At 54.8% G+C, this 22,088-nt stretch carries 25 protein-coding genes; 17 read left to right on the top strand and 8 right to left on the bottom strand.

Going from position 1 to position 22,088, the window contains the following annotated elements:
• The 5 genes from C230_RS23130 to C230_RS0107905 form a co-directional block, all read left to right on the top strand.
• On the top strand, positions 1-210 hold a 210-nt coding region (locus tag C230_RS23130), incomplete at its 5' end, for a hypothetical protein (protein ID WP_211208011.1).
• Positions 211-374: 164 nt separating this feature from the next.
• Positions 375-812, top strand: coding sequence for a 50S ribosomal protein L13 (gene rplM, locus C230_RS0107920; protein WP_018131495.1), 438 nt, complete (start codon positions 375-377; stop codon positions 810-812).
• A 20-nt stretch (positions 813-832) separates the two neighbouring features.
• Positions 833-1,225, top strand: coding sequence for a 30S ribosomal protein S9 (rpsI, locus tag C230_RS0107915; RefSeq protein ID WP_018131494.1), 393 nt, complete (start codon positions 833-835; stop codon positions 1,223-1,225).
• 121 nt (positions 1,226-1,346) lie between these two features.
• Positions 1,347-2,069: an N-acetylmuramoyl-L-alanine amidase CwlD gene (gene cwlD, locus C230_RS0107910; RefSeq protein WP_018131493.1), complete on the top strand. Its 723-nt coding sequence runs from the start codon at positions 1,347-1,349 to the stop codon at positions 2,067-2,069.
• Positions 2,070-2,204: 135 nt separating this feature from the next.
• The gene (locus tag C230_RS0107905) at positions 2,205-3,302 is read left to right on the top strand and encodes an Mrp/NBP35 family ATP-binding protein (protein WP_018131492.1); all 1,098 of its coding nucleotides are present in this window, start codon (positions 2,205-2,207) and stop codon (positions 3,300-3,302) included.
• An 85-nt stretch (positions 3,303-3,387) separates the two neighbouring features.
• Here C230_RS0107905 and gerD read toward each other — a convergent pair whose 3' ends face one another.
• On the bottom strand, positions 3,388-4,095 hold the full coding sequence (gene gerD / locus C230_RS0107900; RefSeq protein ID WP_018131491.1) for a spore germination lipoprotein GerD: 708 nt from the start codon (positions 4,093-4,095) through the stop codon (positions 3,388-3,390).
• A 156-nt stretch (positions 4,096-4,251) separates the two neighbouring features.
• Here gerD and C230_RS19780 point away from each other — a divergent pair, with 156 nt between their 5' ends.
• On the top strand, positions 4,252-4,803 hold the full coding sequence (locus tag C230_RS19780; protein ID WP_018131490.1) for a KinB-signaling pathway activation protein: 552 nt from the start codon (positions 4,252-4,254) through the stop codon (positions 4,801-4,803).
• Positions 4,804-4,834: 31 nt separating this feature from the next.
• Here C230_RS19780 and pdaB read toward each other — a convergent pair whose 3' ends face one another.
• Positions 4,835-5,596 (bottom strand): polysaccharide deacetylase family sporulation protein PdaB, encoded by a 762-nt coding sequence (gene pdaB, locus C230_RS0107890; protein WP_018131489.1) that lies wholly within the window; start codon positions 5,594-5,596, stop codon positions 4,835-4,837.
• A gap of 85 nt (positions 5,597-5,681) precedes the next feature.
• Here pdaB and C230_RS0107885 point away from each other — a divergent pair, with 85 nt between their 5' ends.
• The gene (locus tag C230_RS0107885) at positions 5,682-6,272 is read left to right on the top strand and encodes a stage II sporulation protein M (protein WP_018131488.1); all 591 of its coding nucleotides are present in this window, start codon (positions 5,682-5,684) and stop codon (positions 6,270-6,272) included.
• Positions 6,273-6,275: 3 nt separating this feature from the next.
• Here C230_RS0107885 and C230_RS0107880 read toward each other — a convergent pair whose 3' ends face one another.
• Complete coding sequence (locus C230_RS0107880; RefSeq protein ID WP_018131487.1) at positions 6,276-6,650, bottom strand: hypothetical protein; 375 nt, start codon at positions 6,648-6,650, stop codon at positions 6,276-6,278.
• Positions 6,640-6,888, bottom strand: coding sequence for a hypothetical protein (locus C230_RS0107875; RefSeq protein ID WP_018131486.1), 249 nt, complete (start codon positions 6,886-6,888; stop codon positions 6,640-6,642). Before C230_RS0107875 ends, C230_RS0107880 begins: the two co-directional genes overlap by 11 nt.
• A 356-nt stretch (positions 6,889-7,244) precedes the next feature.
• On the opposite strand from C230_RS0107875, the gene rocF reads away from it, so the two are divergent.
• The 10 genes from rocF to glmS all read left to right on the top strand — a co-directional run bounded on the left by rocF (position 7,245) and on the right by glmS (position 18,375).
• Positions 7,245-8,144, top strand: a complete 900-nt coding sequence (gene rocF, locus C230_RS0107870; RefSeq protein ID WP_018131485.1) for an arginase — start codon at positions 7,245-7,247, stop codon at positions 8,142-8,144.
• 358 nt (positions 8,145-8,502) lie between these two features.
• Positions 8,503-9,207: a phosphoadenylyl-sulfate reductase gene (locus tag C230_RS0107865; RefSeq protein ID WP_018131484.1), complete on the top strand. Its 705-nt coding sequence runs from the start codon at positions 8,503-8,505 to the stop codon at positions 9,205-9,207.
• A gap of 136 nt (positions 9,208-9,343) precedes the next feature.
• On the top strand, positions 9,344-10,114 hold the full coding sequence (locus C230_RS0107860) for a sulfite exporter TauE/SafE family protein (RefSeq protein ID WP_018131483.1): 771 nt from the start codon (positions 9,344-9,346) through the stop codon (positions 10,112-10,114).
• A gap of 13 nt (positions 10,115-10,127) precedes the next feature.
• Positions 10,128-11,306 carry a sulfate adenylyltransferase gene (gene sat, locus C230_RS0107855; RefSeq protein ID WP_018131482.1) on the top strand — a complete coding sequence of 393 codons (1,179 nt, stop codon included), beginning with the start codon at positions 10,128-10,130 and terminating at the stop codon, positions 11,304-11,306.
• A 160-nt stretch (positions 11,307-11,466) separates the two neighbouring features.
• Entirely contained in the window at positions 11,467-12,027 is a 561-nt protein-coding gene (sigW, locus tag C230_RS0107845) for an RNA polymerase sigma factor SigW (RefSeq protein WP_018131481.1), read from the top strand.
• Between the two features lie 16 nt (positions 12,028-12,043).
• The gene (locus C230_RS0107840) at positions 12,044-12,649 is read left to right on the top strand and encodes a zf-HC2 domain-containing protein (RefSeq protein ID WP_018131480.1); all 606 of its coding nucleotides are present in this window, start codon (positions 12,044-12,046) and stop codon (positions 12,647-12,649) included.
• Between the two features lie 105 nt (positions 12,650-12,754).
• Positions 12,755-13,588, top strand: coding sequence for a diadenylate cyclase CdaA (gene cdaA, locus C230_RS0107835; protein ID WP_018131479.1), 834 nt, complete (start codon positions 12,755-12,757; stop codon positions 13,586-13,588).
• Positions 13,588-14,526, top strand: coding sequence for a CdaR family protein (locus tag C230_RS0107830; RefSeq protein ID WP_018131478.1), 939 nt, complete (start codon positions 13,588-13,590; stop codon positions 14,524-14,526). The genes cdaA and C230_RS0107830 overlap by 1 nt, the downstream gene beginning before the upstream one ends.
• Positions 14,527-14,705: 179 nt before the next feature.
• Entirely contained in the window at positions 14,706-16,049 is a 1,344-nt protein-coding gene (gene glmM / locus C230_RS0107825; protein WP_018131477.1) for a phosphoglucosamine mutase, read from the top strand.
• Between the two features lie 493 nt (positions 16,050-16,542).
• The gene (gene glmS / locus C230_RS0107815) at positions 16,543-18,375 is read left to right on the top strand and encodes a glutamine--fructose-6-phosphate transaminase (isomerizing) (RefSeq protein WP_018131475.1); all 1,833 of its coding nucleotides are present in this window, start codon (positions 16,543-16,545) and stop codon (positions 18,373-18,375) included.
• Positions 18,376-18,572: 197 nt separating this feature from the next.
• Here glmS and C230_RS21935 read toward each other — a convergent pair whose 3' ends face one another.
• From C230_RS21935 to ald, 4 genes are all read right to left on the bottom strand, one after another.
• On the bottom strand, positions 18,573-19,025 hold the full coding sequence (locus tag C230_RS21935; protein ID WP_083910495.1) for a GNAT family N-acetyltransferase: 453 nt from the start codon (positions 19,023-19,025) through the stop codon (positions 18,573-18,575).
• Between the two features lie 169 nt (positions 19,026-19,194).
• On the bottom strand, positions 19,195-19,401 hold the full coding sequence (locus C230_RS0107810) for a CDGSH iron-sulfur domain-containing protein (protein WP_018131474.1): 207 nt from the start codon (positions 19,399-19,401) through the stop codon (positions 19,195-19,197).
• A gap of 28 nt (positions 19,402-19,429) precedes the next feature.
• Positions 19,430-20,206 (bottom strand): DODA-type extradiol aromatic ring-opening family dioxygenase, encoded by a 777-nt coding sequence (locus C230_RS0107805; protein WP_018131473.1) that lies wholly within the window; start codon positions 20,204-20,206, stop codon positions 19,430-19,432.
• A 674-nt stretch (positions 20,207-20,880) separates the two neighbouring features.
• On the bottom strand, positions 20,881-22,017 hold the full coding sequence (gene ald, locus C230_RS0107795) for an alanine dehydrogenase (protein ID WP_018131471.1): 1,137 nt from the start codon (positions 22,015-22,017) through the stop codon (positions 20,881-20,883).
• Positions 22,018-22,088 lie beyond the last annotated feature (71 nt).

Raw genomic sequence — 22,088 nt, 5'->3', positions numbered from 1 at the left:
GGGGCGAATCAAGGAGAAGCGGCAGGAGAAGATGCGCAGCCTGGTGGCGTAAGAAGATATCCACATCTGGATCCTCCTCTTCCAGCGTCCATCCACAGAACGGATTTTGTGGATAACGGGATTCGTGCGCCCTTTTACGATCCATCCGTGTGGATTTGGCGGGAGGGCTTTTCACCCGTGCGGTTGAAATCGACTTCTCAACAGCTCTGAGCGATACACCTACTGTAAACATGGAACAAAAAAGGGCACATCGCAAAAAGCTTGTAAGAGTTTTCGCTTGACGCGGGCAGTTAGGATCGATAAAATAGTAGTGTTGTTTAAACCGCGTTATCCCACTAGCCCCGGTTTAAACTGTCAAGTTAGGAGGAAATTCCATGCGTACGACATACATGGCCAAACCAAACGCTGTGGAACGGAAATGGTACATCATCGACGCAGCAGGCAAAACGGTCGGCCGTCTGGCGACCGAAATCGCTACGATTCTGCGCGGTAAACATAAACCTGAATTCACTCCGCATGTGGACACCGGTGATTTTGTCGTTGTGGTCAATGCGGAAAAAGTAGTCTTCACCGGCAAGAAACTGCACTCCAAAATCTATCGCCGTCATTCGTTGTATCCGGGTGGTCTGAAGGAAACGACCGCTGCTGACATGCTGAAAAACAAACCTGAACGGGTGCTGTTCTTGGCTGTCAAAGGGATGCTGCCGAAAAACAGCCTGGGTGCCAAGATGCTCAAGAAGCTGCGCGTCTACGCGGGACCTGAGCATCCGCACAGCGCACAACAACCGATTCCTTGGGAATCTAAGAACTAATTGAAGAGGAGGTTGGCCCTGTGGCTCAAGTACAATATTGGGGTACCGGTCGTCGCAAACATTCCGTGGCACGCGTGCGGCTCGTACCGGGTGATGGCAAAATTATCGTCAACCGTCGCGATATAAACGACTACTTCGGTCTGGAAACGTTGAAAATGGTCGTCAAGCAACCGCTCGTTCTGACCGAGACGCTCGGTAAATATGACGTGCTGTGCAACGTGCGCGGCGGAGGCATATCCGGACAGGCGGGCGCGATTCGGCACGGGATCGCCCGCGCTCTGTTGAAAGTCGACGGGGAACTGCGTCCGGCGCTGAAGAAAGCCGGTTTCCTGACCCGCGACCCGCGCATGAAAGAACGGAAAAAATACGGGCTCAAGGCGGCTCGCCGGGCGCCGCAATTTTCGAAGCGCTAACCGGCGAACGGTGGCAAGCGGACACCCTCTTTTGCGGGGGTGTCTTTTTATTTGCCCAGGAATCGTTTTTCCTGCTTGTCATATACATGTGAAAGGGCGAGGTAGACAAGGGGGAACCAGCATGATGGTATCGAACGATTGGCGCAAACTCTCGATTGTGGCCGGTTCGCTTGCGATTTTGCTGTTTGTGGTGAATTTGCTGGCCGCTGACGCACCGATTGCAAAATTGTGGAGCTTCAGTGCCCCTCTGTCCGGGTATACGATCGTGGTCGATCCCGGCCACGGCGGACCGGACGGCGGGGCGGTGGCACCGGATGGAACGATCGAAAAAACGATCGCCTTATCGGTCGCTCAGTATCTGCGGGATTATTTGCAGCAAGCGGGCGCCTATGTGATCATGACGCGGGATGACGACCACGATCTGGCGAATCCCGACACAAAAGGATACAGTCGGCGTAAAGCGGAAGATCTCAAAGCGCGGCTGATGATGATTCGTGACCACAAGGCGGACCTGTTCTGTTCGATCCACCTCAACTCCAATCCGGCAGGCGGCCGAGGCGCGCAAGTGTTTTACGACACGGAACTGGAAGCCAGCAAACAGTTGGCGCAAGCGATTCAGCAGCAATTTCAAAAAGAACTCAACAGCAAACGCCAGATCGAACCGCAGGATGATCTGTATCTTCTGCGCCACGCCCACATTCCGGCGGTGTTGGCGGAGGTCGGATTTTTGTCCGATGCGGAGGAACTGCCCCTGCTGAAACAAAAGTCCTACCAGAAAAAGATCGCCTATGCGATGTACCAAGGCGTGCTCGAGTACATCGCCAACTCGCAAACGCTCCGATAAACCGGTTTGTGCGAATCCACAAACGGGATTTGTGGTGCCGGTCCCATAAACCGCTGGTACCCAGTCATGAACGGAGAGGGTTGGGTTTGTGCGAATCGGGCGAACAAGGTAAAATGAAAGGGAGGTGATTCCGGAATGGTTACGGAACAAGCAATTTGGGACGCATTGCGCAAAGTGGAAGATCCGGAAGTGCATCGCAGCATCGTCGACCTGGGCATGGTCAAACGGGTCGACGTGAAAGAGGACCATGTAATGGTCGAAGTGCTGCTGACCGTATCCGGATGTCCGCTTCGGAATAAAATCGACCAGGATGTTCGCGCGGCTCTCGCATCGGTGCCGGGGGTCGGGTCTTATGATGTGATTCTCAGCACCATGTCGGACGAAGAACGCCGCCAATTTGCCGCGAAAGTGCGGACGGGCCAGGCCGATCCGCTGCAGATCGCGGGGCAACCGGAGGTGCCGCCGCTCCTGCGGCCCGATACAAAGACTGTGTTTATCGCGGTCGCGTCCGGAAAAGGAGGCGTCGGCAAATCGACAGTTACGGCCAATCTGGCGGTTGCGCTGTCTCGCCTCGGCTACCGGGTGGGCGTGATCGACGCCGACATTTACGGATTCAGCATTCCGAGCATCTTCCAACTGGGAGATCGCAAGCCGGCGTTGGTCGACAATCTGTTGATGCCCGTTCAGCAGGACGGCGTGAAGATCATGTCGATGGGATTCTTTGTGCCTGACAACAGTCCGGTTGTCTGGCGCGGTCCGATGCTCGGCAAGATGCTACGCAACTTCTTTGCGGAGGCCTACTGGGGTGAACTGGACGTGATGCTGCTCGATCTGCCGCCGGGTACTGGGGATGTTGCGCTTGATGTGCACACCCTGTTGCCGAAGAGCAAGGAAGTGATCGTGACGACGCCGCAGGCGAATGCCGCGGAGGTGGCGGCCAGGGCGGGCACGATGGCGATCAAAACGAACCACGAGATCCTCGGCGTGATCGAGAATATGTCCTACTTTGAAATAAACGGCGAAAAGCATTATATATTCGGTAAAGGCGGCGGCGAAAGATTGGCCCGTGAGCTGCGGACCGACCTGTTGGGCGAAATTCCGTTGGGCGTGGCAACGGCGTCTGGCAGCGGAATCTTCCCCAGCGGCAGTCCACAAGCCTGGATTTTCCAATCCATTGCCGAGACGATTGCCAAGAAAGCGGGACTGCCGGCCATTTCGTGGAATAAAGCCTGACAGGTTGGCGGGCGTTCGAATGGGTCATGCTGGCAGCCGGCAGCTGTTCGCTGATAAAACAGGCCCCCTTGTCAAGGGGCCTGTTTTATTGATCTTCCTTTTTCTCTTCTTTGCCGCTTTCCTTTTCCTTTTCCTTTTCCTTGTCCTGGCCGCCCTCCTGCTCCTTCTTCTTGGTTCTTCCTTCTTCTTTCTTTTGTCCCTGTTCTTCCGCGCCCATCTTTGAAACACCCGCTCCCGAACGAATCGCTTCCTTTACAACATCCATGAACACCAGTTTGAATTCGGGGTTTTGCAGGGACTCGGCCATCATTTTCATGACTTGCTGGCGGTATTGGGGCGATTGCATGACGGACAGCATCATTTGCTGATAATCGGGACTTTTCATCAGGGCCAGCATCGACTGCTGGTATTCCGGATCTTTCATCAATTGTTTCAGCATCGTTTCATGTTCTTTTTTCGCCGTTTTCACCATCGTGGCGGCGAACTGCGGGTCTTTCATCTGTGCTTCCAAAATCCGCTTCTGGGTTTTTTCATCGTTCAACGTTTTGACGATCGCGGTTGTCATATCGTGGTCGGTAATGACAATCGATTGTTTGAAAGTCGGTTCTTTCACGATATCCTTAAGTGTATCGATTCCTTCTTTGGAATGAAGAATATCCAGCATCATCGCTTTCGTTTGGTTGTATTCCGGTTTCTGCGGGGATGATTGGCCGCCTCCGGACGAACAGGAAGTCAAACCGCTGACGAGGAAGGCAAGGGCCAAGATCGCAATGTAACGGCTCCGAACTCGCATAGAGAGCCCTCCTTTCTGCTTGTTCATAATATGTGTCGGATCGGATCCTCGCATGCCGGCCGCCTGGAGCCAATGTATGGCAGCGATGTCAAGCTGTTTTTTTCAACTGTTTTTGTATATGATGGTCTTGTTATGTGTTGAGGGGAGATTCGCAAAATGACATTGCGCAAATTCGCTTTTATGGTCGGTACAACGGTGGGCCTCGGGATTTTGGTGGGGGCGCTGCACGCGCTGACGAAGATTTTCGCCGATATCGGACTGTTTATCGGCATGCAGGTCGGGGGTTTTGTGTCTGCCACCGCGTTGATGGGGTTTTGGGCGTATCTGACGTTGAATTTTATCGTGAAAGGATTTCTGCCCGAGCGCTTCTGGCGGTGGGTGCAGATGCTGATGGTGGCGATCGTCTATTTTGACCTGATCTACTTGCGGTATCTCACGCAGGGCCAGGGGACGGGGGCGATCTGGCCCTACGTGGGATTTGCCAGCTGGCCGCTCGCCATCGCACTGGCGGTCGCCTGGGTGAAAGCGAAAGTATCCGGAAAAAATGCGTTTGTGCCGGCCCTGTTTTTCCTCTATGTGTTCACGATCATCGAATGGTATGTGGCCCTCAAATCGGGCCAGCCGGGGCTGACGATCGTGATCGGAACGATCCTGCTGGCCTGCAACAGTTATCTGATATTGCTCCTGGGACGAATTCTGCGCAGTTGACGGTTCCTCCGGGTGCATCCTGCGCAGTTGCTCATTCCGTTCTGGTTTTCGGATTGACGCCGCTGATCAGTTCCGACACGGTGACAAACTCGTAGCCTTTGGCACGCAGGCCGTCGATGATCCGGGGCAGCGCCTCCGCCGTTTGTTTGCATGAATCGCTCGCATGGAGCAATATAATATCGCCAGGGTGTGCTTTCGATAAAACGCGGTTGACGATAGTATCGACGCCTGGATTTTTCCAGTCGAGCGAGTCGGTGTCCCACTGGATGACCGTGTAGCCCATGCTGTGCAGTTTCTCGAGCACCCGTTTGTTGAAGTCGCCGTTCGGTGTGCGGATCAGCTTGGTGCGGACGCCGGTCACGTCATAGATGGCATCTTCCGCTTTGCGTACCTGATCGTCAATCCATTCGTTGCTGTACTCGGAAAAATTTTTGTGCATGTGGCCGTGCGATCCGATTTCAAACCCCATGCTCTTGATCCGTTTGGCGATCTCCGGATGCGTGCTGGTCCACGGACCGGACAAGAAAAACGTCGCTTTTTTGACCCCCTTCTCCGCCAGTACGTCAAGCACCGGTCCGGGCGTTTTTTCGCCCCATGAGATATCGAATGTCAGAGCGACGATTTTTTGCTCCGTTTTTACGGAATACACCGCACTGGGGCCGGTCGCTGCGGCGGGGAGGATGCGGGAAGGGTCGGCTTCCGCATACAGGACTCCAACGAACAGCAGCAATGCGATTGCCAGGATGGCGATCCGCTTGCCCTGTTTCCAATGAAACGACCAAATTAGATTCATAAATCACACCTCCGTCACTACACTGTCCATATCGATACATGTCTATGCAAACCGGACGAGGTTATGCGAAGAATGGGGAGGAGCAATGAGACCGTTATCCGTAATTCGACACAATCGAGGTTATATCGGGTTTTCGCTGATCCTGTTTGTGCTGGGGCTGTTGATCGGGGTGGTGTTTTTTGAGACGCTGCACGGCTTTCTGAAACAGTACCTGGAGAAAATCCAGTCGCTCGCAAGCGGAGCCAAGGATGACCACCTGAATCTGGCGTGGCTGATCTTTAAAAACAATCTGCTGGCGTCGTTCGGGCTGCTGGTGTCGGGAATTTTTCTGTCGATCTTTGCAATCAACGGTATCGTCTTGAACGGAATGGTCGTCGGATATGCGCTGGTGCTGATGGGGAAAACGGGCCAGGTGCCGGTATGGGCGCTCGTCCTGTTGGGGATCCTGCCGCACGGGGTGCTGGAGATCCCCGCGTTTTTGCTGGCCGGGGCGATGGGCATCAAGCTCGGCTATATGTGGCTGCGGCCGATCGCCGGGAAGTCGCGCTGGAGCAGTTTCCGCCACGCTTTTGCCGAGACCCTGAATGTGACTCCGGTGATCGTTGGCCTGTTGCTAGGCGCGGCGGCGATGGAGGGGTTTGTAACGCCGGCATTGCTGAAATGGTATATGCACTAGGCGTCAGAGGTAGTAGACGGGAATTGAGAGCGCAATCAAAATCAGGGACGCGTACAACAGCGACGGGTCCCGTTTTGCTTGTTCCCGGGCCGGGTCCACTGCTTCTTCGTCCACGGGCGGCAGGCTGCGGTCTTCGTCCGCTCGCGGCTGGAACGGACGGAAACGGGCCCACAGTTTAAGGATCGGCAGAAAGCCGAAGAATCGCGTCACATAGACGAGGCTGATGCATAACAGCGTCAGGCCCCACAAAAACATCGTATCCGACAGCGCGGGGAAAAAGCCGCGCGGCGAATGTTTGAACAGCCCGACGTAGATCGCAAGGATCGCGGTGATGATGGCGGCGATCCAAACGGGCCGCAGCCATTTTTTACAGGTCATAGATGCTTTCCACCTCGTCCACGTCAAACCGGATCATCTGGTTCTCGCCGTCTTTGCGGAATGCGACCGCATATTCGTCATAGGTGCGGCCCACGAGCTGAATCTCCGTCACGTTGTACTCGTTCCGAAGTTTTTCTTCCAGCAGGCGCAGCGAGCTGGATTGTGCATCTTCACCCATGATCAGTTGGATCGCGATCAGTTGTGTCCATGACAACAGCAGCAGTTCATGATCTTCCATGTCCCATTCTCCCTTCCCCAGTATTGTAACGCGGAATGGCGGAAGAATCCACCGGGAGGAATCCGCCGGCCGATCCAGAACAAAAATGAGGGGGAGGATGCATTGATGAGCGGCCGTGAGACAGAGAGACAGTCTGTCGTTGTTGATTGACGAGCCGTTTTGGCACTGAAAGACTAGCCTCCACGGCATATATTGCACCCGTTCGTGGGAAAATTGGTAGATCCGCAACTGCTATTGTTTGCGCACCGGTCTTCCGATGAGGACAGGATTACGCGGCTGAGTTAATCAACTGGCGACGTCCATCGGTTGCAGATGGGCCGTTCGAGCAGAACCAAACGAAGGGGGAGATCCTTCCGATGAAAAAAACTGTCGCGATTCTCGGGGTGGCGCTTGATCTCGGGCAGGGGCGGCGCGGGGTCGACATGGGGCCGTCGGCCATCCGCTATGCGAACCTGCAGGAACGGATCAACCGGCTCGGATATGAAGTGGTCGATTTGGGCAACGTAAACGTTCCGACGCCCGAATCGCACCGCGTGCAGAACCAGAAACTGAAGTACCTGCCGGAAATCGTAACGGTCTCGAACGAAGTGGCGGAACGGGTGGCTGGCGAGGTCCAGGCCGGGCGGTTACCGATTATTTTGGGAGGTGATCATTCGATCTCGATCGGCAGTGTCGCGGGAGTGGCGAAAGCAGTGCGAAATCTCGGGGTCATCTGGTTCGATGCGCATGGCGATATGAACACGGAAGAGACGACGCCGTCCGGGAACATTCACGGCATGCCACTGGCGGTGTCGCTTGGAATGGGCCATCCCGATCTGACGCAGGTCGCCGGGTTTCAACCGAAAGTACAGGCGAAAAATGTGGTCTTGGTGGGGGCTCGCTCGATCGATCCGGATGAACGGACGCTGATCAAACGATCGGGCATCACCGTGTTTGACATGCAACAGATCGACAAACGGGGGATGTCGGCAGTGATGGAGGAAGCGATTCAGATCGCCTCGCAGGGCACCGATGGCGTGCATCTGAGCCTCGATCTGGACGCGTTCGATCCGCGGGAAGCGCCTGGCGTCGGCACGCCGGTGCTGGGCGGCGTCACTTACCGGGAAGGCCACCTGGCGATGGAGATGCTGGCTGCCGCCAATGTGTTGACATCGGTTGACGTGGTGGAGGTCAACCCGATTTTGGATGTGGAAAATCGGACCGCCCGCGTCGCGGTGGACATGATCTGTTCGGTGCTGGGCGAGACGGTGCTGTGATTATTCCTAGTGCAATCATATTCGGATGCAAACGGGATAGATTTGAGAAGCCTCCATCATCACCTTGGCGGTGGTTTTGGAGGCTTCTTTATTTACAGCAACAAAACCTCAACTTTTGTATTGACGATTGGATCAAAGCGTAGTAAAGTGTAAACAATGAAATGCCGATAATTCAAACTAAAATACTAGGAATTAAAATTCCGCTCGCAAACGGAACGCCTGGCGGCAGCACGCAATATGTTGGTAAAAGGCAGTGCGAACGCCCGGAAGTTCGGGGAAAACGCCTCTTTTTTTTCCTCGCTTGATAAGAATTGCTTATGTTAATCATTTGAATAACTTATACAAGGGAGTGTCAGGGATGATCGAACAACGGGAACTGGTCTTGTCTCCTGAGAAGGTGCGGGAACTGAACGACCAAATGGAGGATTGGGCACCGCAAGAGATTCTGCGTTTTGCGCTGGAGACGATCGACAACATCGCATTCGCCTGCAGCTTCGGTGCGGAAGATGTCGCTCTGATCGATATGATCGTAAATATCAGGCCCGATACCCGGATTTTTTATCTGGATACCGATGTGCTGTTTCCGGAGACGTACGATGTACGGGACCGGATCGTCGAAAAGTACAATCCCAACCTGATCCGCTACAGCCCGCTGTTAACCCTGGAAGAGCAGGCGGAGCAGTACGGTGAGGCATTGTGGGCGTCCGATCCGAATACATGCTGCAACATTCGCAAGGTGGAACCGCTTAAACGGGCACTGGCCGGGCTCGATGCGTGGATCACCGGCATCCGCCGCGAGCAGGCGCCAACCCGGGCGAACGCCGGCGTGATTGAAGTGGACCAGAAGTTTGGTTTGATTAAGGTCAATCCGTTGGCGAGGTGGACCCACAAACAGGTCTGGAAGTACATCATGGAAAATCAGGTTCCGTATAACGTCCTGCACGACCAGGGCTATCCGAGCATCGGCTGCATGCACTGCACGCGGCCTGTGAAACCGGGCGAGGATCCGCGGGCCGGGCGTTGGTCCGGTTTCAACAAAACGGAGTGCGGCCTGCATCAGTAAAAAGGGTGTCCACACCCTTTTGCGCACAGACGGTCCGCAGGTGCAACATCCATGAAAAGAGGGATCGCCCATGCGATCAGATGCCTGCTGACGGTATTTCGGCAGGCGTAACATCCATCAGAAGAGGGTGTGGATAATGGGAATCGAAATGCCCATCGCAGGTTTTATCGTCGGGCTGGTGGTCGGCATGACAGGGATGGGCGGTGCGTTGATCATGACGCCGATCATGATCTTTGTGTTTGGCGTTTCGCCCGCCTTGGCGATTGGTACGGATCTGATCTATTCCTCGGTGACGAAAATTTTCGGCGCGTGGCAGCACTGGCGGCAGAAGACGATCGATTTTGCGGTCGTAAAATGGCTGTCTGCCGGCAGCATCCCAGGGGCATTGCTGGGCGTGCTGATGATCCTGCTGATGCAAAACCATTTTGACACGAAACAGTTGAACAGCGCGATCGGCAAGATCCTTGGCGTTACCTATTTGCTGATTGCGGCTGTCATGGTCTGGCGAATTTTCGGGGGGAAAGGGAGGACGACACGGCCGGACGATGTACAACGTCCGCCGAAAGGCAAATTGGTCGCATTGGGCGCGATCGGCGGATTTGTCGTCGGCATGACGTCAGTCGGCAGCGGAACGCTGTTTATGGCGGTGCTGGCGATGATTTATCCGGTGGCAAGTGCGAAGCTGGTCGGGACCGATATTTTGCAGGCGGTGCTGGTGACAGCTGCAGCCGGACTCGCCCACATGTCGATCGGCAATGTCGACTTGCACCTGGTCGGCAAACTGCTGATCGGATCGATTCCGGGCATCCTGATCGGCAGCCGGTTGACGACCAAAATTCCCGATATGGCGGTTCGCACCGCACTGATGTTGATGCTGTTTTTATCCGGCATGAAATTGTTAAGTTAGGGAGGGGCATTTGGTGACCGATTGGATTGCACCACACGGAGGAACGCTCATCGACCGAGTCTTGCGAGGAACCGAAAGAGATGCGGCACTGGAAAAAGCAAAATCGTATAAACGTGTTCAACTCGACAATTTTGCGCTGTCTGACCTGGAGCTGATCGGCATTGGCGCGTTTTCGCCGCTGACCGGGTTCATGGGACGCGGCGATTACGAGTCGGTGCTCGATACGATGCGCCTGCAAAGCGGCCGTGTCTGGAGCCTGCCGATCACGTTGCCTGTATCGCACGAGCAGGCGGAGGCGATTCGAATCGGCGAACAGGTCGCTTTGGTCGGCGAAGACAAGGTGATTTACGGCGTGCTGGAAGTTACCGAAAAATACTCGCCGGATAAAGAACGGGAAGCCGAAAAGGTCTACCGCACGACCGACCTGCAGCACCCTGGCGTGAAAAAACTGTATGAACGGCCGGGTGTCTACCTGGCGGGGCCGGTCTGGGTCCTGAATCGGAAAGAACCGGCCGAGTTCAAGGAATTTTACCTGGATCCGGCGGAAACCCGCGCGCTGTTCCGGGAGAAAGGCTGGCGGTCGGTGGTCGGTTTCCAGACGCGGAATCCGGTGCACCGGGCGCACGAATACATTCAAAAGTGCGCGCTGGAGATCGTCGACGGCTTGTTCCTGAATCCGCTGGTCGGAGAAACCAAGTCGGATGACATCCCGGCGGATGTGCGGATGCGCAGCTATCAGGTGCTGCTGAAAAATTATTATCCGGCAGAGCGCGTAATCCTGGCGGTGTTCCCGGCGGCGATGCGGTATGCGGGGCCGCGGGAAGCGATCTTCCACGCGATGGTGCGGAAAAATTACGGCTGCACCCATTTCATCGTCGGCCGCGACCATGCGGGTGTCGGCAGCTATTACGGAACGTACGATGCGCAGCTGATCTTCCGCGAATTTACCCCGGAAGAACTGGGGATCACGCCGCTCTTTTTTGAGCACAGCTTCTATTGCACCGCATGCGGCAACATGGCGACACCGAAAACGTGCCCGCATGACGAGTCAAAGCGGCTGACGCTGTCCGGCACCAAGGTGCGTGAAAAGCTGCGCAACGGCGAAATGCTGCCGCCTGAATTCACCCGTCCGGAAGTGGCTCGGGTGCTGAGCGAAGGATTGCGGGAGAAGCAGGAAGCGGTTATCGGCTGATGCAACCGGCGTGCAAGAGGAGGATCCATCTTCTTGCGCGCTTTTTCATTTTTTTACAGATCAGGAAGGAAATTAACCAGCCCTGCGGAAGTAATATGATCTGGTGAAACTTTTTGTCCGCTGATTCGTATAAAATCAAACGGAGATTCCGGAGGGCCAGATGGACTTGTTGGAACACAAAATCGTCAAACGAGCGCAAAAAGGGGACCGCATCGCGTTTGCCGAGCTGGTCGAACTGTACAAGGACAAATTGTATAATTTATCGTACCGGATGCTCGGCAATCCGCACGATGCGGAGGAAGTCGCGCAAGAGGCGTTCATGCGCGCCTACATCCATTTGAAAAAATACGATTCCCGCCACAAGTTTTCCACCTGGCTCTTGCGGATTGCCACCAATTGCTGCATCGACCGCCTGCGCAAGAAACAGGCCGACTATTCGCTCGATGCGCCGTTGGATGAAGCGGACGGCGCCGATTTGTATACGATTTTGCCCAGTCCGGATACACTGCCCGATGACCAGGTGGTGATCCGCGAGGCGCGGCTGCAGCTGCAGGCGGCGATCGAACAGTTGCCGCCCGCCTACCGGGCAGTGGTGATCCTGAAGTATGTCGAGGATCTGTCGCTGCAAGAGATCGCAGATGTTCTGTCCGTGCCGGTGTCTACCGTAAAAACCAGGTTGCACAGAGGCAGAGAAGCGCTGCGCGCCCATTTTCGCGAATGACAGGAGGTGCTGGCCGATGGACTGCGGGCATATTCGAAAGAAGATGCATTCGTTTCTGGATGATGAACTGGAACAGACGGAACGAGCGGAAGTCGAGGAGCATATTGCCTTCTGCCCGGCGTGCCGACAGCACTATATGGAACTTGGACGGGTGGTGCAGCAGCTTTCGGCGGCAGAGTGGCTGAAAGCGCCCGCCGGTTTTACGGAAAATTTGCTGTCGGCGATGCGGCGGGAACAGGTGACGCGGCGCAATTGGCGGGTGCCGTTGGTTCGCTGGACCGGTATCGCGGCGGCTGCCGCTTTCCTGTTCAGCCTGGGGGTGTGGTGGGCGATGCCGGACCATTTTTCGGTGACGGCCAATCCGTCCGCCGGGTTGGTGGTGCAAGACCGCAAGGTGATAATCCCGAAAGGGCATGAATATAAAGGGGATCTGGTGATCCACAACGGAGACGTGATTGTTGAAGGAAAAGTGGACGGGGATATTATCGCCATGAACGGCCAGATCTACAAACAGGCGGGTGCGGATATTTCCGGAAAGACAGAGGAAATCAATGAGTCGCTGCAGATTTTTGCGTATTACTTGGACAAATTTTGGGCAACCATTCGCAATGCTTTCAAATAAAACTTGCGTTTTGGAAGGAAACCGATTCCCAGGTATCGAATCTTAGGGATAAGGTAGGGACAACCTACAACTAATGACTGGCGAACCGAACAGTAGGTGGCGAGATTGCACGGATTTTTGGACGTAATCAGCCAATTTAAAATCACCGACGCGCTTGACATATTGATCGTGGCGTTTGTTTTGTACCGGATGATTCTTTTGATTCGGGGCACCCGGGCCGTCCAACTGTTAAAAGGGGTCTTTGTTATCCTGCTGATGACCGGGATTTCCAGTTATCTGAACCTGCGTGCCCTCAACTGGATCCTTGACAAGACGCTGACGATCGGCTTGTTTGCCATCCCTGTCGTATTTCAGCCCGAGCTGCGCCGCGCTCTGGAACAACTGGGGCGTGGCGGCTTTTTTTCCCGTTCGTTCGTGTTGCCAAAGACGCAGGAGGATGAGGCGGATGTCCGCCGGATCATCAACGAGCTCGTGAAGGCCGCTTCCGTCTTGTCGAAAAACAAGATCGGGGGCTTGATCGTGATCGAACGGGAAACCGGGATCGCCGACGTGATGGAAACCGGGATCCCGATCGAAGCGCTGGTTTCGGCCGAACTGCTGATCAATATTTTTATCCCGAACACGCCGTTGCATGACGGGGCGGTGGTGATTCGGGGCAACCGGATCGTGACGGCGAACACGTACCTGCCATTGTCAGACGATCCGAATCTGGAGCAGGAACTGGGGACCCGTCACCGGGCGGCGATCGGCATCACGGAGAATTCAGACGCCATCTCGATCGTCGTCTCGGAGGAAAAAGGGTATGTTTCGCTGGCGGTCAACGGCAAAATCATTCGCAACATCGATGATCAGACGCTCCGTCAAATGTTGACAAGCCACCTGATGCCGCAAAAAACAGGAACGTTTGCGTTCTTCGGGCGAAAAGCGGAGGAGAAATGATGGACTCATTTCTGCGAAACAACAATCTGGTGCGATTGATCGCATTCGTCTTGGCCGTCATGTTGTGGCTGGTGGTCCGCGGCGGCCCGGATCTGCCGGAGGCCCCCGCCTCGGTAGGCCGGATCAGCGAGACGATTTCCGGAACGCCGGAAGTGCTGGTCGACAAGGAGCGGGTCACGCTGGTCGGCGAACCGCCGGAGGTCACGGTTCGCATTTACGGTGACCGGCTGGCTGTTTGGCAGGCGAAGATGCAGGTCAACAAAATCAAATTTGTGGTGGACGCCAGGAACTACGGGGAAGGGGTGCATCAGGTTCCGGTGCAAGTGCAGGGGCTGCCGCCCGGCGTTTCCTATGAACCGCACAACGTGTCGATTCGGCTGGAAGCGAACGTGCGGCGGGAGTACAAAGTGGAGCTGACGGTCGAAGGTGCACGGGCTCCGTCGGCGATCGAGGGACTGCGAGCACAGCCGGCGGAAGTGACGGTTGTCGGTCCGGCCTCTCTGGTGGAACAGGTGCACCAAGTGCAGGCCCGCGTACCGGCGCAAGCGTTGGAATCTCCCGGCACCGAGCATACGGTAACGGTTCATGCGCTGAACGATAAAGGAAAACCGCTCGAGCTGACGATCCAGCCGAAAACGGTCGATGTGGTCTATCAACCGGTCATTCAACAAAAAACGTTCTCCAAGCTGCAGCCGGAAGTAAAAGGCTTGGAAAGCGGCCGCAAGGCGCTGCTGCCGCAGGAAGGAGTGGCGGTCACGCTGGAAGGCAACCCGGCCGATCTTGCCACCATTCGCCCGGAAACGATCAGGATCGTGGTGGATGTGACTGGACTCGGACCGGGAGAGTACCTGCGGGAGGCAACGGTCACTCTCCCGGCCACCGTCAGGCTGGCCGGAGGCGAACCGCTCCGCGTGCCGGTCAAAATTGTTGCGCAATAAGCACCTGCGAGGTGCTTTCTGTTTTGTCTATTTGACGATGCCGTTTTCATCAACCAGGACGGTTTTTCGCGGGATCCGGGCGGGCGAACGGCAGCGTCTGGAGAATCCTGGTTCTTGCAGGATGTACGGTTCTGTGGGAGAATGTCGATAGTATTCTAGGTACAAAGGAGCAAGTCACTTTGGGACGTTTGTTTGGAACAGATGGAGTGCGGGGAGTCGCGAATACGGAGTTGTCTGCCGAACTTGCGTATCGGCTGGGGCGTGCAGCGGCGTACATATTGACACGTGGAAAGCAAGGCGCCCGGATTGTGGTCGGAAAAGACACCCGGATTTCGGGCGATATGCTGGAAGCCGCCTTGATTTCCGGGATTTTGTCGGTTGGCGTCAACGCGATTCGGGTGGGAGTCGTTTCGACTCCCGGCGTTGCGTATTTGACGCGGACACTGAAGGCGGACGCGGGTGTCATGATCTCCGCTTCGCATAACCCGGTGGCCGATAACGGGATCAAATTTTTTGGCGGCGACGGGTTCAAGTTGTTGGACGAAGTGGAAGCGGAAATCGAATCGCTGCTGGAAGGAGAAGACCGGATGCCGCGGCCCACCGCGGGGGACATCGGGCGTGTGGAAGAGCGGCCTGATGCGGTCGTCCAGTATATCGAATATCTGCAGACGACCGTTCCCAACCGGTTTGACGGCTTGAAAGTCGTACTCGACTGCGGGAACGGAGCGGCGTATCAAATTGCGCCAGAAGTGTTTCGCCGGTTGGGAGCGGAAGTGATCGCCATCCACGCGGAACCGAACGGCGTCAATATCAATGTGAAGTGCGGATCGACCCATCCGGATGTGGTGCGGGAAGCGGTCTTGCAGCACGGCGCCAATGTCGGATTGTCGTTTGACGGCGACGCGGATCGCTTGATCGCGGTGGATGAGCAAGGCCAACTGGTCGACGGCGATTACGTAATGGCGATTCTCGGGCGATCCCTGAAAGCGGCAGGCCAACTGCCCCACAACACGATCGTCACGACCGTCATGAGCAATGTCGGATTTGTCAAGGCGGCGAAGGAACTGGGCATCGATCTGGTGCGCACCGCTGTCGGCGACCGTTATGTGATGGAAGCGATGCGGGAAGGCGGCTACGTGCTCGGCGGCGAACAGTCGGGCCACATTATCATGCTGCAGCACAACACAACGGGCGACGGAGTGCTGACAGCCATTCAACTGACAAACGTGCTGGTGGCGGAAGGAAAACCGCTCTCGGAACTGCGCAGCGTGATGCGCTCCTATCCGCAAGTGCTGGTGAATGTGCGGGTGGCAAACAAAGAGGCATGGGAGCAAAACGATGCCATTCGGCAAGCGATTCGCAGTGTGGAAGAAAAATTGGGGGACGAGGGCCGCGTGCTGGTGCGTCCTTCCGGCACGGAACCGCTGATTCGCGTGATGGCGGAAGGCCCGGATGAACAAACGGTGCGGGAATATGTGAATCGGATCGCCGATGTGGTGAAGAAGGAACTGGGCGCAACGTAATAGTACCGGCAATGCCGGGAGCTGAAACCGGGGGCTGGGCTGCCGGCCCCTCGTTTCACTGCCCTTGCTCTTGATCCGGCATTGGTGCAGGCAATTTGGCGACCGGTCGAATAAAATAGGAATATCCTTGAGGGAGGTGATGTGGCAGGGAGCAGCCGCGAGATAGACAAAACCGATTTTGGCAAGGGAAGGAGGATCGCAAGCGAGAAAATAGTTGCAAGCGCCTGGGCTGCAGCATCGTCTGCAGTTGACGCGGAGGAGGTTTAGCGAAAGGTTCGGCGGGTGCCTCCCGGCAGCTTTGCCCTCTGCCGAAAAGAAGTGTTTGAAAACCGGTGGGTGACCGCCGGGACAAGAACACCTCAAGGGTGGTTCGGGAACGTTTGATTTTCCTGAGTCGTTTTGACTCATCTCGATACAGCAGTTGTGTGTTCCGCTCTTCAGTTGCAAAAGCGGGCTGATTTTGCATTGTCAAATTTGGGAGGTAGTCATTTCCATGTGTGGAATTGTGGGATATATCGGGCATCGGCAAGCGCAAGACGTGTTGATTCACGGACTCAGCAAATTGGAATATCGCGGCTATGATTCGGCTGGTATCGCCGTGTTTGACGGCGGCTCGATTCAACTGCAAAAATCGGTGGGACGCCTGGCCACGTTGGAGGAGCGGGTGAAAGGCCACGCGGTGCTGACTGGTTCCCAGGGCATCGGTCATACCCGCTGGGCGACGCACGGTCGTCCGTCGGATGATAACGCACATCCGCATATGGATGAAGCGGGACGTTTCGTGGTTGTGCACAACGGGATTATCGAAAATTATCTGGAACTGCGCGAGGAATTGACTGCGAAGGGGCACAGGTTCCAATCGGAGACCGACACGGAGGTGGTCGTGCACCTGATTGAGGAGCTGTACAACGGCGATTTGTTCAAAACGGTCGTGCAGGTGTTGAAACGGATCCACGGCGCGTTCGCGCTGGCCATCATGGCGCAGGATGAGCCGGGCAAGCTGATTGCGGTCCGCAAGCAAAGCCCGCTGGTGATCGGGCTCGGGGAGGGCGAAAATTTCATCGCGTCCGACATCCCGGCCATCCTCGAATACACCCGTAAAACCTACATCATGGACGACGGGGAGATCGCGGTGTTGACGGCTGACGGGGTGGAGTGTTTCACATTTGAAGGCAACCCGATCAGCAAGGAAGTGTTCAATGTCACGTGGGACGCGATGGCGGCTGAAAAAGGCGGCTACGAGCATTTCATGCTGAAGGAAATTCATGAACAGCCCCGTGCCATCCGCGATACCCTGACGGGACGGATTTCGGAAGACGGGCAGCGGGTGGTGCTGAAGGAACTGAACTGGCGGCCCGAACTGGCGGGAGCGATCGACCGCATCCATATCGTGGCATGCGGAACGTCCTGGCACGCCGGGCTGGTCGGCAAAGAGGTGATTGAAAAATTGACGCGGATTCCGGTCGATGTCGAGATCGCATCCGAATACCGGTACCGCGATCCGATCCTGACGGAAAATACGCTGGTGATCGTCATCTCGCAATCGGGCGAAACGGCTGATACGCTTGCCGCTTTGCGGGAATCGAAGCAGCGCGGAGCACGCGTTCTGGCCATCACCAACGTACTCGGTTCCTCCGTCAACCGGGAAGCGGATGACACGATCATCACGATGGCCGGCCCCGAGATCGCCGTGGCATCCACCAAGGCATATACAACCCAGGTGGTCGCTCTCTACCTGTTCGCTTGCTATCTGGCGCAGGAGCGCGGTTCGGTCGGCGCCTTTCAAGTGCCGCAGATTTTGGCCGAGTTGAAGAAACTGCCGGAGTTGGCGCAAAAGATGCTGGAATCGGCGCCGTCGATCGAACAATTTGCACGCAGGTACGCCGACAAGGAAGATGCATTTTTCATCGGGCGCGGCCTGGACTACGCGGTTGCGCTGGAGGGCGCTTTGAAACTCAAGGAGATTTCCTACATCCACGCGGAAGCGTACGCGGCGGGGGAATTGAAGCACGGAACGCTCGCCCTGATCACCGAAGGAGTACCGGTCATCGCGCTGGTCACCCAAGACGACCTCTACGAAAAAACGGTCTCCAACATCGTCGAGGTGAAGGCGCGCGATGCGTATGTCCTGGGGGTGGCCTGGGAAGGAGACAGTTCGATTCACAAATATGTGGACGAAGTGATCACCATCCCGCGCACGACTCCGTTCCTGGCACCGATCCTGTCGGTCATCCCGCTGCAACTGCTCGCTTACTACGCATCGGTCGCCCGCGGCAACGACGTCGACAAACCGCGGAATTTGGCGAAGAGCGTGACGGTGGAGTAAGAGATTGCGGCAAGTGGAAATTGGTGTTCCCGTAAAATAAAGTTAGCAACTGGCTCAAACTGAACTATAACTGCCCATCGGTTTTCACTGATGGGCATTATTTTCTAAAATACCTTTTCTGTTCCCGGAAACAATAATATTTGTGCAACTCTATAATACATAGCTATAGTTAAAGAATTTTACTCAGTAAACCTTTTTTACAAATCTTGAGATAGACGTATCATATCCCTACATTGTATTCCATTCTCAAATATTTCCTCAGTGTAGTGTCTAATAAAGAAGTCCCTGTCAATTCCAGTTATTCTAAAACCACATTTTTGATAAAGTGCCAGTTGTCCCACACTTGAGTTTCCCGTGCCAATTTCAATCGTTTTATAGCCATGCAATGTTGCATTTTGAATTGCATGAAATACTAACTGTTTCCCTATTCCTTTACCCTGATAATTTTCATCAACTGCTAGATTTACTATCTCAACTGTTTCAGGTCTTGTTGGAAGTAATACATACACTCCGATGACCTGATCATTAACTTCTGCTATAAAGCATTGTCCTCTTTTAATATATCCCTCCACAAGTTTTTGAGAAGGATCAGCTAATAATAATAAATGTAGTGGAAGTGGTTCATTTGAATTCAATTTTCGAATTTCCATGATGTTACTACTTTTTCCACAAATTTTATATAAAATATTCAATTTTATTCAGAGATGTTCTTGTAATTACAATGAATCTAAGGTTCCAGGTTCATGCTGGCACCTTTTGTTTGGTGTCGTGCCCAGAGAAGCGCTTGACATAAAAAAGGAGGCGCAATGCCCCCTTCGCTTATAGAACTTTGGCTGCTCTTGCACAGTCTTCGAAATTGCCTTGATGAGTTCCGTCACAGAAGGGCTTGTTCTTGGAGAGACCGCAGCGGCAGAGAGCAAATTGCTGTTTCGTTTCGAATTTTCTCCCTTCCGCGTCAACCACTTCCACGTTCCCGCTCACAAACAGAGGGCCTTTATCCAGTACCTTAATTGTTACATCTGCCATATGTTCACCTCCTTTCCACATTCCCGCTTTAAGCAAATTCCAGTATCATGTGGCTTAGAGCCCCATATCGGTAGCTTCGGTGCAGAACGCGAGCTTTTCGGCTGGCGTCCCCGCACCCCATCGCGATGAACAGCGGCAAAAAGTGCTCGTAATCCGGCGTTGCCAATTGGGCATGCGGGGCCAGCCTTTTATAGTCAAAGAGAGAAACAGTATCCCACTTCTGAATGTGATCGATCAGCCAATCGTCAAATTTCTCCGCCCATTCATCCGATTCGTGGTCGGCCGAGAAATTGATTGCGCGAAGATTGTGAACGGTGGCGCCGCTGCCGATGACCACAATGTTTTTGTTTTTCAGTGCTGCAATCGCTTGGCCGATGCGATACTGCTCTTCCGGCGGAAGCAACGGATTGACGGATGCGGCGATGACCGGAATGTCCGCTTCCGGGAACATGTGGCGCAAAATCACCCAAACCCCGTGATCAAGTCCCCGGCGAGAATCCCGCCTCACTTCGATTCCGTTGCCTTCAAAAAGTTGGGCCACCTTTGCCGCCACCTTGACCGATCCGCGTGCTGGGTAGGTGATCTCATACAGCTCCCTCGGAAAGCCGCCAAAATCGTAGATCGTCTCATAAGGATCGTTTGTGCTTGTAATGGAAAGCGTGCGGCTGATCCAGTGGGCCGAGAAAACAACAATTGCCGCAGGCGTACCCAAGCTGTGCCCCAATTGCTGCAAATCGCGGGTGTAGCGGTTGTCTTCAATTGCGAGCATCGGGGATCCATGGGCGATAAAAAACGAAGCTGCCATTTTATTTCCCTCTCCCAGCTGTCAATTGAGTGTTGGAACAGTATTACCTCTTTTTATGGGACCATGTACCTGATCCACTTTGTAACCGATTAAAAGGTCTGAGCGCATCTCCCATACTCGAACGCCGCTCCCGTTCAACTTGCGGTCCATAGGCGCTGATGACAGCATCGTGTATGGACACTGCCCGAGCGATGCTTACTGTGTCCGTCTCATCGCCTGTAAAGACTTCAAGTTATCAGGCAGTTGTGTGACGGAAAATCATGAACGAGAAAAGTAATGCCCAGAAACAAACGAAGAACCACTGGGGTAAACTGAGATGCCCTTTTTGATTTCGGAGCAGAATCCATCTCAAATTCACTCCTTATACTATGTCACTTTTAGTTAGTTACTAACATTATATCTGTATGCTAACCCGAGTCACTCACCTTTGTCAAGGGGATATCTAAAAAATCTGAAAAAAATATCCGATCGTGCAATTTTGCCACGCACCGTGGACCACATTGCTCAAATTGGCCCGGCCGATCAAACATGTTGCATCTGCCAACTCCAATCGCCGAATGTAGATGTTTTTACCGGCCAATTTCATAGGATCCCACCTTTTGGTTATTCATAGGTATTCTACCAATCCAAAACAAAAAAAGCCGATCCCCTCGTTGGTTGAGGGGATCGTTTCGTTATAACACGGCAAATTGTTTTTGCAGCGCTTGTTCGGCCGGTACGTACGGGTAGCCGAGATCTCTTGCGACCGCTTCGTAGGTGACGGCGCCGCCCGCCACGTTGACGCCGCGATACAGCGCCTTGTTGTCCTGGATCGCCTGCTTGACGCCTTTGTTGGCGATTTGCAGGGCGTAGGGAATGGTTGCGTTGGTCAAGGCGAGCGTCGAGGTTCTTGCCACCGCACCCGGCATGTTGGCCACCGCGTAATGCACGACGCCGTATTTTTCATAGGTCGGATCGGAATGGGTGGTGACCCGGTCGATCGTCTCGATCGAGCCGCCCTGGTCGATCGCCACGTCAACAATCACCGATCCTTTCGACATTCCCTGCACCATATATTCCTTCACCAGTTTCGGCGCCCGTGCGCCCGGAATCAGCACTGCTCCGATCAGCAGGTCAGCCTTGCGGACCGCTTGTTCGATATTGTACGAATTGGACATCAGCGTCGTAATTCGGCCGCCGAAAATGTCGTCCAGATAGCGAAGGCGATCCGAGTTGATGTCGAGGATCGTCACGCGTGCTCCGGTGCCGAGGGCCATTTTCGCTGCGTTGGTGCCGACCACACCGCCGCCGATGATCACCACTTCCGCCGGCGCCACACCCGGTACGCCGCCCAAGAGAACGCCTTTGCCGCCGTACGGTTTTTCCAGGAACTGGGCGCCGATTTGGACTGCCATGCGGCCCGCCACTTCGCTCATCGGAGTTAACAGCGGCAGGGAACGGTCCTCCAATTGGATCGTTTCGTAGGCGATCGCGATCACGCCCTTGTCCACCAGCGCTTTCGTCAATTCCGGCTCCGGAGCAAGGTGCAAATAGGTGAACAGGATCAACCCTTCACGAAAATAGGTATATTCCTGCGGCAGCGGTTCTTTCACTTTCATGACCATGTCTGCCGTTGCCCAGACTTCCGCCGCCGTATCGAGAATCACGGCGCCTTTTTGGCGGTATTCTTCGTCCGTGAAGCCGCTGCCGAGACCGGCCGATTTTTCAATATACACCTCGTGGCCGTGGCTTTTTAGTGCTTCCACCCCGGCCGGTGTGATCGCGACGCGGTTCTCGTTGTTCTTTATTTCTTTCGGTATCCCGATCTTCATAACGCGTCCCCCTTGATTGAACCTGTAAGCCAAGTATAAGCGGGGCAGGACCTTTTTTCATTGTTCGTAAA

Origin of the sequence: Effusibacillus pohliae DSM 22757, assembly GCF_000376225.1 — a bacterium.
In the GTDB taxonomy this organism is placed as follows: Bacteria; Bacillota; Bacilli; order Tumebacillales; family Effusibacillaceae; genus Effusibacillus; species Effusibacillus pohliae.
This window is presented reverse-complemented; position numbering and strand designations above follow the sequence as displayed.

What these genes read in the sequence shown, in the direction of transcription:
- rplM (WP_018131495.1), top strand. Translation starts at nt 375, where the DNA reads ATGCGTACGACATACATGGCCAAACCAAACGCTGTGGAACGGAAATGG.
- cwlD (WP_018131493.1), top strand. Translation starts at nt 1,347, where the DNA reads ATGATGGTATCGAACGATTGGCGCAAACTCTCGATTGTGGCCGGTTCG.
- C230_RS0107905 (WP_018131492.1), top strand. Translation starts at nt 2,205, where the DNA reads ATGGTTACGGAACAAGCAATTTGGGACGCATTGCGCAAAGTGGAAGAT.
- gerD (WP_018131491.1), bottom strand. Translation starts at nt 4,095, where the DNA reads ATGCGAGTTCGGAGCCGTTACATTGCGATCTTGGCCCTTGCCTTCCTC.
- C230_RS19780 (WP_018131490.1), top strand. Translation starts at nt 4,252, where the DNA reads ATGACATTGCGCAAATTCGCTTTTATGGTCGGTACAACGGTGGGCCTC.
- pdaB (WP_018131489.1), bottom strand. Translation starts at nt 5,596, where the DNA reads ATGAATCTAATTTGGTCGTTTCATTGGAAACAGGGCAAGCGGATCGCC.
- C230_RS0107885 (WP_018131488.1), top strand. Translation starts at nt 5,682, where the DNA reads ATGAGACCGTTATCCGTAATTCGACACAATCGAGGTTATATCGGGTTT.
- C230_RS0107880 (WP_018131487.1), bottom strand. Translation starts at nt 6,650, where the DNA reads ATGACCTGTAAAAAATGGCTGCGGCCCGTTTGGATCGCCGCCATCATC.
- C230_RS0107875 (WP_018131486.1), bottom strand. Translation starts at nt 6,888, where the DNA reads ATGGAAGATCATGAACTGCTGCTGTTGTCATGGACACAACTGATCGCG.
- rocF (WP_018131485.1), top strand. Translation starts at nt 7,245, where the DNA reads ATGAAAAAAACTGTCGCGATTCTCGGGGTGGCGCTTGATCTCGGGCAG.
- C230_RS0107865 (WP_018131484.1), top strand. Translation starts at nt 8,503, where the DNA reads ATGATCGAACAACGGGAACTGGTCTTGTCTCCTGAGAAGGTGCGGGAA.
- C230_RS0107860 (WP_018131483.1), top strand. Translation starts at nt 9,344, where the DNA reads ATGGGAATCGAAATGCCCATCGCAGGTTTTATCGTCGGGCTGGTGGTC.
- sigW (WP_018131481.1), top strand. Translation starts at nt 11,467, where the DNA reads ATGGACTTGTTGGAACACAAAATCGTCAAACGAGCGCAAAAAGGGGAC.
- C230_RS0107840 (WP_018131480.1), top strand. Translation starts at nt 12,044, where the DNA reads ATGGACTGCGGGCATATTCGAAAGAAGATGCATTCGTTTCTGGATGAT.
- C230_RS0107830 (WP_018131478.1), top strand. Translation starts at nt 13,588, where the DNA reads ATGGACTCATTTCTGCGAAACAACAATCTGGTGCGATTGATCGCATTC.
- glmS (WP_018131475.1), top strand. Translation starts at nt 16,543, where the DNA reads ATGTGTGGAATTGTGGGATATATCGGGCATCGGCAAGCGCAAGACGTG.
- C230_RS21935 (WP_083910495.1), bottom strand. Translation starts at nt 19,025, where the DNA reads ATGGAAATTCGAAAATTGAATTCAAATGAACCACTTCCACTACATTTA.
- C230_RS0107810 (WP_018131474.1), bottom strand. Translation starts at nt 19,401, where the DNA reads ATGGCAGATGTAACAATTAAGGTACTGGATAAAGGCCCTCTGTTTGTG.
- C230_RS0107805 (WP_018131473.1), bottom strand. Translation starts at nt 20,206, where the DNA reads ATGGCAGCTTCGTTTTTTATCGCCCATGGATCCCCGATGCTCGCAATT.
- ald (WP_018131471.1), bottom strand. Translation starts at nt 22,017, where the DNA reads ATGAAGATCGGGATACCGAAAGAAATAAAGAACAACGAGAACCGCGTC.